This is a genomic window from Alkalibacter rhizosphaerae, assembly GCF_017352215.1.
In the GTDB taxonomy this organism is placed as follows: Bacteria; Bacillota; Clostridia; order Eubacteriales; family Alkalibacteraceae; genus Alkalibacter; species Alkalibacter rhizosphaerae.
The window spans coordinates 2,284,264-2,297,354 of the sequence record NZ_CP071444.1; the positions used below are offsets into that span (position 1 = coordinate 2,284,264).

13 protein-coding genes and 3 riboswitches are annotated in these 13,091 nt (G+C 43.5%); of the genes, 11 read left to right on the forward strand and 2 right to left on the reverse strand.

What is annotated here, in order from left to right; translation table 11 throughout:
* The first annotated feature begins 25 nt into the window (after window positions 1-25).
* A riboswitch (THF riboswitch) is annotated at window positions 26-119 on the forward strand.
* Between the two features lie 57 nt (window positions 120-176).
* The 10 genes from J0B03_RS11310 to J0B03_RS11355 all read left to right on the forward strand — a co-directional run bounded on the left by J0B03_RS11310 (window position 177) and on the right by J0B03_RS11355 (window position 9,742).
* Window positions 177-950, forward strand: a complete 774-nt coding sequence (locus J0B03_RS11310; RefSeq protein ID WP_207299703.1) for a folate family ECF transporter S component — start codon at window positions 177-179, stop codon at window positions 948-950.
* Window positions 951-964: 14 nt separating this feature from the next.
* A complete protein-coding gene (locus J0B03_RS11315; RefSeq protein ID WP_207299704.1) occupies window positions 965-2,638 on the forward strand; it encodes a formate--tetrahydrofolate ligase in 1,674 nt (557 codons plus the stop codon).
* Window positions 2,639-2,757: 119 nt separating this feature from the next.
* On the forward strand, window positions 2,758-3,384 hold the full coding sequence (locus J0B03_RS11320) for a cyclodeaminase/cyclohydrolase family protein (RefSeq protein WP_445082443.1): 627 nt from the start codon (window positions 2,758-2,760) through the stop codon (window positions 3,382-3,384).
* A gap of 30 nt (window positions 3,385-3,414) precedes the next feature.
* Entirely contained in the window at window positions 3,415-4,269 is an 855-nt protein-coding gene (locus J0B03_RS11325; RefSeq protein WP_207299706.1) for a bifunctional 5,10-methylenetetrahydrofolate dehydrogenase/5,10-methenyltetrahydrofolate cyclohydrolase, read from the forward strand.
* A gap of 125 nt (window positions 4,270-4,394) precedes the next feature.
* Window positions 4,395-5,318 (forward strand): amidohydrolase family protein, encoded by a 924-nt coding sequence (locus J0B03_RS11330; protein WP_207299707.1) that lies wholly within the window; start codon window positions 4,395-4,397, stop codon window positions 5,316-5,318.
* Between the two features lie 11 nt (window positions 5,319-5,329).
* A complete protein-coding gene (locus tag J0B03_RS11335; protein WP_207299708.1) occupies window positions 5,330-6,109 on the forward strand; it encodes a sugar phosphate isomerase/epimerase family protein in 780 nt (259 codons plus the stop codon).
* Window positions 6,106-7,089 carry a TIM barrel protein gene (locus J0B03_RS11340; RefSeq protein ID WP_207299709.1) on the forward strand — a complete coding sequence of 328 codons (984 nt, stop codon included), beginning with the start codon at window positions 6,106-6,108 and terminating at the stop codon, window positions 7,087-7,089. Before J0B03_RS11335 ends, J0B03_RS11340 begins: the two co-directional genes overlap by 4 nt.
* 19 nt (window positions 7,090-7,108) lie before the next feature.
* A riboswitch (cobalamin riboswitch) is annotated at window positions 7,109-7,276 on the forward strand.
* Window positions 7,277-7,387: 111 nt separating this feature from the next.
* Window positions 7,388-8,437: a nicotinate-nucleotide--dimethylbenzimidazole phosphoribosyltransferase gene (cobT, locus tag J0B03_RS11345; protein WP_207299710.1), complete on the forward strand. Its 1,050-nt coding sequence runs from the start codon at window positions 7,388-7,390 to the stop codon at window positions 8,435-8,437.
* An 11-nt stretch (window positions 8,438-8,448) separates the two neighbouring features.
* On the forward strand, window positions 8,449-8,952 hold the full coding sequence (locus tag J0B03_RS11350; RefSeq protein ID WP_207299711.1) for an ECF transporter S component: 504 nt from the start codon (window positions 8,449-8,451) through the stop codon (window positions 8,950-8,952).
* 142 nt (window positions 8,953-9,094) lie between these two features.
* Window positions 9,095-9,742, forward strand: a complete 648-nt coding sequence (locus tag J0B03_RS11355; protein WP_207299712.1) for a TetR/AcrR family transcriptional regulator — start codon at window positions 9,095-9,097, stop codon at window positions 9,740-9,742.
* A 51-nt stretch (window positions 9,743-9,793) separates the two neighbouring features.
* Here the strand turns inward: J0B03_RS11355 and J0B03_RS11360 are convergent, their stop codons facing one another.
* Both J0B03_RS11360 and J0B03_RS11365 read right to left on the reverse strand, forming a co-directional pair.
* The gene (locus J0B03_RS11360) at window positions 9,794-11,095 is read right to left on the reverse strand and encodes a bifunctional folylpolyglutamate synthase/dihydrofolate synthase (protein WP_207299713.1); all 1,302 of its coding nucleotides are present in this window, start codon (window positions 11,093-11,095) and stop codon (window positions 9,794-9,796) included.
* Between the two features lie 20 nt (window positions 11,096-11,115).
* Window positions 11,116-12,015 carry a DMT family transporter gene (locus tag J0B03_RS11365; protein WP_207299714.1) on the reverse strand — a complete coding sequence of 300 codons (900 nt, stop codon included), beginning with the start codon at window positions 12,013-12,015 and terminating at the stop codon, window positions 11,116-11,118.
* A 160-nt stretch (window positions 12,016-12,175) separates the two neighbouring features.
* Between J0B03_RS11365 and nth the strand changes: the two genes are divergently transcribed.
* Window positions 12,176-12,808 carry an endonuclease III gene (nth, locus tag J0B03_RS11370; protein WP_374058633.1) on the forward strand — a complete coding sequence of 211 codons (633 nt, stop codon included), beginning with the start codon at window positions 12,176-12,178 and terminating at the stop codon, window positions 12,806-12,808.
* A 44-nt stretch (window positions 12,809-12,852) separates the two neighbouring features.
* Window positions 12,853-13,027, forward strand: a riboswitch (cobalamin riboswitch).
* The last annotated feature ends 64 nt before the right edge of the window (window positions 13,028-13,091 follow it).

The following is a 13,091-nucleotide window of genomic DNA, read 5'->3' on the forward strand; positions in this document are numbered from 1 at the left end:
TATAATCTAGTTTGTAAATAAATAATGCAGAGTAGACAAGATGCGTTAAGTGTTAAGGGATGGGATGTTGCCCTTAAACGAAGGATGAAAGTCCACGATCTCTTGTCGCTTCCGCTGTTTGATCAAGCTCTTGTTTGATTGGATGAGGAGGCGCTCTGACAATCAAGGAGAGAATAATGAAAACAACTGCAATCAAGAAAACAAGATTCACCACCAAAACCGTTGTCAACATTGGATTGTTTACTGCGATCAGCGTTGTGCTGAAGCTTTTATTCGAAGTGTACATTCCACTAGCGGGATTTTCTTCCCTGAGAATCAATTTTACAACGGTGCCTATCGTCATGTCCGGCATGTTTTTCGGACCATTGGCTGGAGCTGTGACGGGAACCATTTCCGATATCCTTTGTTACATCATCAAGCCAGCTGGGCCATATTTTCCTGGATTCACCATATCCAGTGCTTTAACTGGATGGATCCCAGGCGTCATATTCTTGATCGCCAAAAAATATGATAAAAAAGAAATTCGCTACAACCTATTGAACATTGTCAGTGTATTTGCTTTGGCTTTTCTGGTTTTGGGAGTTTTGGTTTTTAAAAATAACCTGGGGTTGGAAAATGGGAAAGTGATGCTTCTGGGAACGGAATTGTCCATGTTCTTCGTCGCTTTGTACGTCTTGATCGTTTTAGGATTTGCAGCGATCCCGTTGCTGTATAGTAAGTTCCAAAGTGACAATCCATCCGGAAACTTTGGTTTGGACAAGGTGTTCTTTACAGTGACACTGACACAGATCATTACTTCGCTAATATTGAACACTTGGTTTTTGTCAATGATGTTTGATCAAGGCTTTATTGTTTTCCTGCCTGGAAGACTGATCACCAACTTTGTCTTGATCCCATTGTTTTCGCTAATCATTTTCAGTGTTCAAAAATATATTAAAATATTTCATTAAGAGGAGGATTATGCATGAGTTTTAAAAGTGATATTGAAATCGCACAAGAAGCTACGCCGCAAGACATCCGAGAGATCGCATCGAAGCTGGGTTTGACAGAAGACGACTTGGACCTTTATGGTAAGCACAAGGCAAAGGTGGACATCAACCTGCTGAAAAAACCTTCTGGTAGAAAAGCCAAGTTGATCTTGACAACTGCCATCAACCCGACACCGGCTGGTGAGGGAAAAACCACAACGACTATTGGGGCAGCAGACGCATTGGCAAAATTGGGTAAAAACGTTATGGTTGCATTACGAGAGCCATCCTTGGGACCAGTATTTGGAGTTAAAGGTGGAGCTGCTGGTGGAGGATACGCACAAGTCGTACCGATGGAAGACATCAACCTGCACTTTACGGGAGATTTCCATGCTATTGGCGCCGCAAACAATTTGATCGCCGCCATGCTGGACAACCACGTATACCAAGGAAACACGCTGGACATCGATACCAGAAGAGTTGTTTGGAGAAGAGCAGTCGACATGAACGACCGTCAACTTCGAAACATCGTCAATGGTTTGGGTGGTAAAGCACAGGGTGTACCTAGAGAAGATGGATTCGATATCACAGTAGCAAGCGAAATCATGGCAATCTTCTGCTTGTCCAATGACATCATCGACTTGAAAGAAAGAGTAAAAAGAATCGTTGTCGCTTATAATAGAAAAGGCGAGCCGGTCACTGCTGGAGACTTGAAAGCAGAAGGCGCAGTTGCTGCATTGTTGAAGGATGCATTGAAGCCAAACTTGGTTCAAACGCTGGAAGGAACTCCTGCATTCATCCATGGTGGACCATTCGCAAACATCGCACATGGTTGCAACTCTGTATTGGCAACAAAATTTGCCATGAATTATGCAGACTATGTTGTTACAGAAGCTGGATTCGGTGCCGACCTTGGTGCTGAGAAATTTATTGACATCAAATGCCGAATGGCAGACATCAAACCGGATGCTGTTATTATCGTTGCTACAGTTAAAGCATTGAAATACAATGGTGGCGTTCCAAAAGCGGATCTGGGTCCGGAGAACTTGGAAGCATTGGAAGCAGGTCTTCCGAACTTGCTCAAGCATGTGGAAAACATCACCAAAGTATTCAAATTACCGGCTGTTGTAGCCATCAACAAATTCCCAACCGATACCGATGCTGAATTGAAATTGGTAGAAGACAAGTGTCGTGAATTGGGCGTAAACGTAGCATTGTCCGAAGTATGGGGCAAAGGTGGCGTTGGTGGAGAAGCACTGGCAAAAGAATTGATCCGCTTGACAGAAACAGAAAACAACATGGAATATGCATATGACGTAGAAGATTCCATTAAAGAAAAAATCACGAAGATCGCTACAAAAATCTACGGTGCAGATGGCGTAAACTTTACTGCAAAAGCAGAAAAAGAAATGGCCAACTTTACAAAACTTGGATTCGACAAATTCCCGGTTTGCATGGCCAAGACCCAGTATTCCTTGACAGACGATCAAACCAAATTGGGTCGACCGACCGGATTTGAAATAACAGTTCGTGACTTGACAGTGTCTGCCGGTGCAGGATTCATTGTAGTTCTGACTGGTGATGTCATGAAAATGCCTGGTTTGCCAAAAGTTCCTTCTGCAGAGAAAATCGATGTAGATGCTGACGGCGTGATTGCAGGATTGTTCTAAATCCAAAGACTGTAGAAAAAGCAAAAGATAAATAAATGGCTTACACCAATCGTATACGCCTTAGTGTACTTCCTATGGTGTAAGCCTTTTTAAATGGTAAGGAGAGTGATCCCGTGAAAATGGTAGAAGGTTCTTGTACAGATTTTGCAGTGCGTCTCGCATCCAAGGATGCCGTACCAGGTGGCGGCGGTGCCGCAGCATTGGTAGGAGCCATTGGTACTGCATTGGCCAGCATGGTTGTGAATTTGACGTTGGGCAAGAAAAAGTATGCGGAGTATGAGGAAATCAACAAGGAGATCATGGCCAAAGCACAAAAACTGCAGGACGACTTGTTGGCGATGGTAGATCTGGATGCAGAAAATTTCCTGCCACTGTCTAAAGCCTACGGCTTGCCAAAAGAGACAGAAGAGCAGCAGAAAATCAAGGAAGAAACCTTGGAAAAATGCTTGATTCAAGCATGTCAAGTTCCCGTAGATATCGTAAAAAAATCTTACGAAGCCATTTTGCTGCACCAGGAATTGGTGGATAAAGGATCGAAACTGGCAATTAGTGATGTGGGCGTTGGAGTTCAATGTCTGCGTGCAGCACTGATCAGTGGTTGGATCAACGTGGTCATCAACATCAACATGATCAAAAGTGAAGACTACGTCAAACAAATCAATGAAGAAGTAAAACCTTTGGTCGGGAAAGGAACAGCCATCGCCGACGAAGTATATGCACAAGTGGAAGCGATGCTTTCTAAATAAATTATAGAAACGAAAAATAGGAGGATTAGAATGGGACAATTATTAGACGGTAAACTGGTAGCAGCAAGCTTGAAAGAGGAAACATTACAGCAAGCGAACGAATTAAGAGAAAAAGGCATTGTGCCAAAACTGACCATTGTACGTGTTGGTGCGCAACCTAGTGACTTAGCGTATGAACGTGGAGCATTGAAGAGAATGGCAGCATGCAATATCGACGTGGAAGTAAAAGAATTGGATGCAGAGATCACTCAAGAAGATTTCGTAAAAGAATTGAAAGCAGTAAATGAAGATCCCGCGACCCACGGTATTCTGATCTTCAGACCCTTACCGAAACAATTAGATGAGAATGCCATTCAATATGTCATCGCACCGGAGAAAGATGTTGACTGCTTCAGCCCCATCAACGTGGCAAAGATGAATGTTGGAGACAAAACCGGTTTGACACCTTGTACTCCCACGGCAGTAATGGAAATCCTTCGGCATTATGAGATCAATCCCACAGGGAAAGACTGCGTCGTCATTGGAGCTTCCAATGTTGTTGGACGACCGGTATTTGAATTGTTGTTGAATGAAATGGCAACAGTGACTATTTGCCACATCGAAACAAAAGACTCTTCAAAATGGGCAAGACAAGCAGAGATCCTTGTTGTTGGAGTAGGCGTTCCGAGACTGGTTAAAGAAAACTGGGTATCGGAAGGAACCATTGTAGTGGATGTTGGAATCAACGTAGACAAAGAAGGAAAAATGTGTGGAGACGTAGATTTTGACAACATCGTGGATAAAGCATCCATGATCACTCCAGTACCAGGAGGAGTAGGTTCTGTTACCACTTCCGTTTTAGCAAAGCATGTAGTTAAAGCTTGTAAACAACAAAACGGACTATAAGAACGATCGATCACAGGAAGCAAGCTGCAAGAATGATGTAAAGAAAAGGACCTGCATTCTGTGAGGTCGATGAAACTAAAAGCTTCCTAACAGTAGGAAGCTTTTTTTAAGATAGGATGATGACAGTGTTTATCGATGCTCATGTACATATTTCTTTAAACGGAGACGACGCAAAAAATTATCGTGAAAAACTACTGGAAGACTATTCTGTGGCAAGATCTCTGGTTCAAAAGACTTTTAGAGCCTACCGTGAGCGGGGGATCCTGGCGGTAAGAGACGGCGGCGACTGCATTGGACTTTATGAGTTGGCCAGATCTGTTGCCAGGGATGAGGGGATCATCTATAAAACGCCTGTTTATGGACTCTACAAAAAAGGGTATTACGGTAAGCTGATCGGGCAACCGGTACAGGACAAGGGAGATATCCGTTGGTGCATGGAAGACCTTTTGGAAAAGAAAGCAGACTTTATTAAGGTTGCGCTAAGTGGAATGATGTCTTTTGATGAGTATGGAGTTGCTGGAGATATCGGTTTTAGCAGGGAAGAGTTTCAATACTTGATGGATCTGGCCCATCATTACGGTTTAAAAGTCATGGTCCATGTCAATACGGCGCAAGGAGTGGACATGGCATTGGACTGCGGAGCCGACACCATCGAACACGGATACTATTTGTCGGCGGAAGCTCTTCATCGCATGAAAGAGACCAACACCATATGGGTACCAACCTTGGCGCCCTTGGGCAATTTAGTGTATACCATGGATGAACGTTACAAAACGGAGCGGAAAGTCATCCGGAAAATTTTTGAAAACCAATGCGAAAAAGTATATGAAGCTCATCATATGGGTGTGAAAATTGCTGTAGGGAGTGATGCAGGAGCATATAAAGTGTATCATGGGTCCGGATTTTTTGATGAGCTGATATACCTGAATAAAGCTGGGATCCGAAAAAGAGATTTGATGAAACTGGCATACGACAATGGTCTGGAAGCCTTGGGTATCAAACCAGAAGAGGCTTTATCGGCGGAAGCGCTGGTAGTGGAAGAAAGTTAGGTGGACATATAATGAAAAACAGCATATTTTCCTGGTATGGGTTTGTTCAGCCATTGAAAGAACGATTGGAATCCATTCGACGTGCCGGGTTTGATGGAGTGTCTCTATGGTGGGAAGATGAAACATACCCTAAGATCATTAAGAAGGAAAAGATGCCTCAAATGGTCCGATCGGAAGGCCTTTATTTTGAAAACATCCATACACCATATCAAGACGTCAATGATCTTTGGTCGGAAGAAAAGACCGTCCGAAACAAAACGATAGCAAGGTATATGGGATATTTGGATCAATGCAGTCAATTCAAGATCCCGGTCATGGTCATGCATGTTACTGATGTTGACGGTCCTAAGGAACTTCTTTCACAGGGTCTTGATTCATTTATGCAACTTCGGGAATACGGAACAAAATTGGGCGTTCGCATTGCGGTGGAAAACACCAGGGATGCAGATCTGGTCGATGGTTTATTGACGCAACTCCAATCGGATCATTTCGGTCTTTGCTATGATTCGTCCCATGATTGGCTCGCCGGTCAAACGAAGGGGATGCTGCTGGAAAATTGGAGCCATCGGTTGTTCACTACCCATCTTTCGGATAATGACATGGAGAAGGATCGCCACTGGATTCCAGGTGATGGAGAAGTTGATTGGGATAAGTTGAAAATTTTACTCAAAAAAACCGATTTGGAGTATGCCTCCATGGAATTGGTGGGTAGCATCAAATCAATGGAAGACCCGGATGAATTTTTAAAGAAAGCATATGAACAAATGAGAAAATTGGTGACGGGCCAATGAAAATTCTCATGAACATGGTGAATCACGAAAGTAAATTAAATTGGTTTCACAACGATTGGCATCAACTTGCTACTTATTTGAAAGACATGAAATTGGATGGGACGGAATTGATTTTTCATCAAGACTATAATGTTGACAATATTCCCCAGGAACTGGCCGTAGGGATCCACATGACTTATTGGCCCACGTGGCTTGATTTTTGGCGGGGCAACAAAGAAGCATTGAAAAAACAATTTCTGAATATGGAGAATGTGGCATTTTATTATGGTGATTTCGATCCGACTGTGTTGATCAAAAAATACCAACAGGAATTAAAAACGGCATTGGAATTGAAGATGGAGTATGCGGTCGTTCATGTGTCCCATGTGGAAGTGGAGGACACATATACATGGGATTTCAAGTATTCCGACGAGGAAGTGCTTGACGCAACCGCAGAGTTCATCAATGCAACCATGGAAGGAATGGATCCTGCCATTGCTTTGCTCTTCGAGAACTTATGGTGGCCTGGGTTGAATTTTAAAGATCCGGAAGCAACAGCAGCATTTTTTGAAAAGATCCATTATCCAAACAAAGGATTCATGCTGGATATCGGACACTTGATGATAACCAATCCCTTATTGCGGGATCTGGAAGAAGCGGGAGCTTATATTTTGGAAGTATTGAAACAGAACCAGTCAATGATCCCATATATTCGAGGCATCCATTTGAATCAGGCCTTGACGGGGCAGTATGTTTCGCAAGATCATGGAAAACGATTGGAAGAAATGCGCTGCTGCGATGATTATTGGGATATGTTGGGTCATGCCAGAGAGCATATAGGCAACATCGACCAACATACTCCCTTTGGACATGGATCCATAAGGGATATTATAGCATTGATCCAACCGGACTTTCTGGTGTATGAATTTTTGCCGGAAGATCGAGATTCTTTGACAAAAATGATCTTGTTTCAACATCAAGTACTTGGAATTTCTTTATAAATTTGATATAATGTCATTAATTCAATATAAGAGTACAGGTGCCCGCTAGGGAGAATAGGGAACCGGATGAAAATTCCGGACGGACCCGCCACTGTAAGGTTGAGTAGATGTCGATCCACCGGAAACGGGAAGGGACATTGGAGCGATGAAACCGAGTCAGGAGACCTGCCTGTGTTCTGTCAGCGTAAATGATGGCAAAGTTTACGGTCTTATTTTTATGAGATCGTGAACTTTTTTTATTGCCGTCCATTGGAGCTGACCCCAGTGGTTCGAAAACACAATAACGGGAGGTAAGAAAATGAAAATCATGGAAAAGGTACTGAAAAACATCGAAAAGGTGGACGAAAGTCAAAAAGCCCAGATGCAGGAGTATGTAGATGGTTTGCTCAAACCTATGGGAAGCCTGGGTGTGCTGGAGGGCATTGCCGTGCAAGTGGCTGGAATCGATCCGGAACTGTTTAACAAGCCGACAAAAAAGGCGGTGCTGGTGTTCGCAGGGGATCATGGGATCTGTGAAGAAGGCATCACCAGTGCACCACAACCGGTAACGGCATTGATGACCAATTTTATAGCGAATGGGAAAAGCGGTGTTGGTGCCATATCTCGACAAGCCGGTGCCGACGTGATCGTTACGGACGTGGGAGTCAATGCGACTTTGGATAACCCCAACGTGCGCAACAAAAAGGTTCGATTTGGAACGGGAAACATGGTCAAGGAAACAGCCATGACCAGGGAAGAGGCCGTTCAAGCATTGGAGATCGGAATGGAAACGGCTTTGGAGATGATCGACAAGGGATATAACGTTTTGGCAACCGGAGAAATGGGCATTGGAAACACAACTCCAAGCTCCGCTATTTTCAGTGTATTTGGGAATATCGATCCCCAGGAGGTCACCGGCATTGGCGCCAATTTGAGTTCTGATCTTTTGGATAAAAAATCGGAAGTGATCCGACGAGCCATTGAAAAGCACCAACCAGACCCGCAAGACCCAATAGATGTATTGTATAAAGTTGGAGGATTGGAGATTGCGGCAATGGCAGGAGCCATGCTTGCCGGAGCCAGTAAAAAAGTACCGGTGCTGATCGACGGTTTTATTTCCAGTGCCGCCGCGGCTATTGCCGTTAAAATGGATCCCTGCGTCAATGATTATTTGATTTGTTCTCATGCTTCCGCAGAAAAAGGTGCACAAAAGGGACTGGAGCTTATTGGATTCAAGCCTTACCTTTACATGGACATGCGACTGGGAGAAGGCAGCGGTGCTGCATTGGCCTTCAACGTCGTCGATGCAGCCATATCCATGGTCAACAATATGGGAACATATGCTGAAGCCGGCATTGATGTGGTTTGAGGGTGACTGGGATGAATACGAAAAAAATGGTATTGATCGCATTATTTGTTGCCATGTCCTTTGTAGGAGCGCAGATCAAACTGGTATATTCCATTGCGCTGGATGCATTGCCCGCATTTTTGGCAGCTGCAGTGCTGGGTCCCATACCAGGTGCATTGGTTGGATTCCTTGGTCATATGCTGACAGCATTGACTTCAGGATTCCCGTTCACTATGATCATCCATTTGGTCATTGCAGTGACCATGGCTGTTATTTGCTGGACATTTGGAAAAGGATACGGAAAACTTCCCTGGATCGGAAATGTTGGGTTGGCAGTTTTTCTAAACGGCATTGTTGCAACATTGTTGTCGGTGGTTGCCATGGAATGGGCAGGCATCGTACCCCAGTGGCAAGCCATGTTTCTGGCGCTGATAGGACCGCTTACTTTAGCTAGCGCAGTAAACGTCGGTTTGGCCGGAATACTGGCATTGGCCTTGGAAAAAAGAGGAGTATTAAAAGAAGTTAAGCTTAAGTAATACTTTAGTGTTCCCTTCATTTACAAAAAAACAATGAAATACCTATAGAATTTTTAAATTCTATGTTAAAATGTTTATTAAGCAAAAAAAAAGGTAAATATGTTTGTGTATAAAGAAAACGTAAAATGAAAGGAACGGATCAATGAGATATAAAAAAGGATTTGAAACAAAAGAAAACATCATCCGGGTAGCTAAGGAGATGTTCTATGAGATGGGGTACACCAAGTCTACTGTACAAAAGATCGCTGACAATGCCAGCATCCCTTTGGGGTTGATTCCATATTACTTCAAAACAAAAGACAATATCGTTCTGGAGATCAATTCCAAGTTCTACTTGCTGATCCACGAGTTTGTCAATAATCGCTTGAACGTCAAAAAAAATTCGTACTTGAAATTGTACATCGTGACGGCAATCTATTACGAAATCATATTGACGGATACCCACAACCGTAAATTCTTTTACGAAGTGCTTCGGAACAAGTCCAACTTCCGATCGTTGAGTTTCAGCGTGGAGAGGATCTACAAAATGATCGCCAAGGAGTTTGAGTTGGAATTCGATCAAACGGATATCGACTGCCTGATGATCTCGGAGTTTGGTGCGAGAAGAGAATTGTTGCTCAACTACTGTGAGGGTCATTTGGATGTGGATCTGGACTACCTGCTGAAGAAACTTTCTTCATTGACTGGACGCCTATTTGGGATCCCTTCGGAAACCATAGCAGATTACCACCGACAATACCAAGAGTTTAAAGAAGCGTACGATTACAGTGCCATCAAATTTTTGGTGTAAATAAAAAGGATAAAGCAAGCCACTTCACAGATCCTGCGAAGTGGCTGTTTTTTATGCCAGTAAACTTTTTAATGCGGTTCTCGCTTCCCCGATCATGTACAGGGACCCGACAAACAGGGTGGCCTCCTCTTTTGGGGCAGACAAGGCAAGTTTTGCTCCTTCCATGGCATCGGCCAAAGGGAGAGCTGGAGCACTTAATTCCGTTTCTATGTAGCTGGCCAGCGCCTCTGCGGATAAAGCCCGATCGCTGTCCGGTGTGACTGTATAGAATTTCTCCACATAAGGGAGGATGGTCCGCAACATGGTGTCATAGTCCTTGTCTCCCAATATTCCGATGACCACATTCAGTTTTCGATTCAAATACTTGTCCAATGTTTTTGCCAATGCCTCAAATCCATTAACGTTGTGAGCACCATCGATGATCACCAGGGGATCCTCTGAAATCTTTTCGAAGCGTCCGGTGAATTTCAAGGTGTCCATTCCTCTTTGGACGGCATCTGTCGTTATGGCAAATCCTTTTTCCTTTAAAACTTCCAAAGCGGACAAGGCTACTGTACTGTTGTAGATCTGATGATCCCCAAGCAAAGGAAGTTTGAATTCCATGGAATGCCACGGACTCTTTTCGTTGGAATAGCGAAGAAGTTGTCCGGACAAGTCAGAACGGATGGATGTGACATAACCAAAATCAGGGATACGATAGGGTGCCTGTTTCTTTTCGCACTCCTGGATCAATACGTCCATAACACTTTGTTCCTGAGGATAGATGACAACAGGACAGCCATCCTTGATAATACCCGCCTTTTCAAAGGCGATTTTTTCTACGGTATCCCCCAAGTAATCCGTGTGGTCCATGCCTATAGTGGTGATAATGGATACTTCAGGTGCTTTGATCACGTTGGTTGCATCGAGACGACCGCCCATTCCAACCTCAAGCACAACGATCTCCACATTTTCTTCATAAAAATATTGGAAACCGATGGCTGTGACCACTTCAAATTCCGATGGAGACGGATGACCGTTTTTCATCATGCGGCCTACGGCATCCTTGATAGTGGAAGTCACTTCACCCAAGCGGTCCTTGTCGATTTTTACACCGTCGATTTGGATCCGTTCTGTAAACTCTTCCAAAAATGGCGAGATGAATAAACCAGTCTTGTATCCGCTTTCTTTCAAGGTATAATGGATCATGTGGGCAGTAGATCCTTTTCCGTTTGTACCGGCTACGTGGACGTACTTCATTTTGTCTTGCGGATCGCCAAGTTCATTTAGTAGGATACGAATGTTTTCCAGTCCTAATTTGACACCGAATTTATAGGTTTCAGAGATATAGTCTAATGCTTCTTGATAGTTCATGGGAGACTCCTTTCATTTGTCTATTCCAGACTTTCACCCAGTCTGCGACTAGGGAGAAAGTTCCATTTCGTTTCAGCAGTAATGATGGCTGCAAATATGATGATGGAACCCAAAACCATCTTTGGTGAAAAAACATCTCCAAGCAACAGTATGCTCAAAATGCTGCCGAAAAACGATTCCAAAGAAAGCAATACCGCGGCATGGGTGGAAGTAGTGTGTTTTTGGGCCACGTTTTGCAGTAAAAAAGCAAGAAAAGTACTGAAGATCCCCAAAAACAGCACATCTCCCCAATATTGGGTGGGAATACGGAACATTCCTTCTCCCGTAAAAATCCGCCAAATGCCGGAGAGCAAAAAAGTAGTGGCAAACTGGACAAAGGTCAGTTTGATAGGGTCATAAGTTTTTGTAAAAAAACCGATGGACAGAATGTGGCAGGCAAAGAAAAATGCGCAGATCAGCGTAAGTCCGTCCCCTTTGTTCAAATAGAGATTATTCGTGAAATCCAAAGTCAAAAACGCGATGCCGGCAAACATCATCAGTGCTGCGGTCAGATTGAAAAGATCCGGCTTTTCTTTTTTTATAAACCAAAACAAAAAAGGTACCATAATAACATTGGTTCCAGTCAAGAAAGCTTGTTTTCCTGCCAGGGTGTATTGCAGTCCTGCAGTTTGAAAGGCAAATCCCAAAAACAGAAAAACCCCGATGACCATTCCAGCCAGGATTTCATTTTTTTTCAAGGGAAATATTTTTCGAAAGAAAAAGATGCCGATGATGATGGCTGCTATGCCAAAACGAATAAGCAGGATCTCGGTAGGGCTGTAATGATCCAAGGCATTTTTAGTTGCTACAAAACCGCTTCCCCAAACGACAGCAGTCAGCAACAGAGCACCATCTGCCAAATACATTTTTTTGTTGTTCATAAGCTACACTCCTGTTCTACATCAAAGCATATTATAACAGAAATCCACCTGGATGAATACAGGAAAACATCTGGGGCACAAAAGCTTTGCACGATATTTTCCCTCATGTTAGAATGAATCCATAACTCGAAGGGAAGTGAAAAAGGCAACAATGAAAAAATTGACGAAAAAAAACATGGCGGAAGTTTTGAATCGATTATCCAAAACGTATGAAAATCCAAAACCAATGCTGGCTTTTACCACGCCTTTTGAACTGGTGGTGGCCACTGTATTGTCTGCCCAATGTACAGATGTTCGGGTAAACATGATCACCAGAGAACTTTATGCAGTCGCCAACACACCGGAAGATATGTTGAAACTGGGAGTAGATGGAGTTCGTGAGATCATAAAAAGTTGCGGCCTAAGCAATTCAAAAAGCAAGAACATCATCGGACTGAGCCAAATGCTGCTTGACGACTTCCATCGCCAAGTGCCTCAAAGCATGGAAGAATTGATCAAACTTCCAGGAGTTGGACGTAAGACAGCCAATGTAGTTTTAAGCAATGCCTTTGGAATTCCGGCCATAGCAGTAGATACCCATGTATTTCGGGTGTCCAATCGAATCGGGTTGGCAGATGCCAAAGATGTTTTGGCAACGGAAAAAGATCTGATGAAAAACATTCCGAAAGAAATGTGGTCGGACGCTCATCACTGGCTGATCTATCATGGGCGAAAGATTTGTTCCGCAAGAAGTCCAAAATGCAGTTCCTGCATAATATCGGATCTGTGCATGTTTCCAGACAAGAATCTGTAAAGTTTACCATTGAAATCACAACTGCATTATGATAAGCTATGAACAATTGAATATGGTGACAAGGTGTAGTGATACTTAATAGGGAAAGTGGTGAAAAGCCACTACAGCCCCCGCTACTGTAAGTGTGGACGAAGTTCTAAAAAGCCACTGTTGAAAGACGGGAAGGAGAACGGAGGACGAAGCACGAGTCAGGAGACCTGCCTTGATCGAGTTTTACCTACGGAGGGGAGGATTGTGTATATGTGTCTAAATACATTCTCAGCTTACGGCTGAGTTTTTTTAT

Coding starts and splice junctions, on each gene's coding strand:
- J0B03_RS11310 (WP_207299703.1), top strand. CDS start 177: ATGAAAACAACTGCAATCAAGAAAACAAGATTCACCACCAAAACCGTT.
- J0B03_RS11315 (WP_207299704.1), top strand. CDS start 965: ATGAGTTTTAAAAGTGATATTGAAATCGCACAAGAAGCTACGCCGCAA.
- J0B03_RS11320 (WP_445082443.1), top strand. CDS start 2,758: ATGGTAGAAGGTTCTTGTACAGATTTTGCAGTGCGTCTCGCATCCAAG.
- J0B03_RS11325 (WP_207299706.1), top strand. CDS start 3,415: ATGGGACAATTATTAGACGGTAAACTGGTAGCAGCAAGCTTGAAAGAG.
- J0B03_RS11335 (WP_207299708.1), top strand. CDS start 5,330: ATGAAAAACAGCATATTTTCCTGGTATGGGTTTGTTCAGCCATTGAAA.
- J0B03_RS11340 (WP_207299709.1), top strand. CDS start 6,106: ATGAAAATTCTCATGAACATGGTGAATCACGAAAGTAAATTAAATTGG.
- cobT (WP_207299710.1), top strand. CDS start 7,388: ATGAAAATCATGGAAAAGGTACTGAAAAACATCGAAAAGGTGGACGAA.
- J0B03_RS11350 (WP_207299711.1), top strand. CDS start 8,449: ATGAATACGAAAAAAATGGTATTGATCGCATTATTTGTTGCCATGTCC.
- J0B03_RS11355 (WP_207299712.1), top strand. CDS start 9,095: ATGAGATATAAAAAAGGATTTGAAACAAAAGAAAACATCATCCGGGTA.
- J0B03_RS11360 (WP_207299713.1), bottom strand. CDS start 11,095: ATGAACTATCAAGAAGCATTAGACTATATCTCTGAAACCTATAAATTC.
- J0B03_RS11365 (WP_207299714.1), bottom strand. CDS start 12,015: ATGAACAACAAAAAAATGTATTTGGCAGATGGTGCTCTGTTGCTGACT.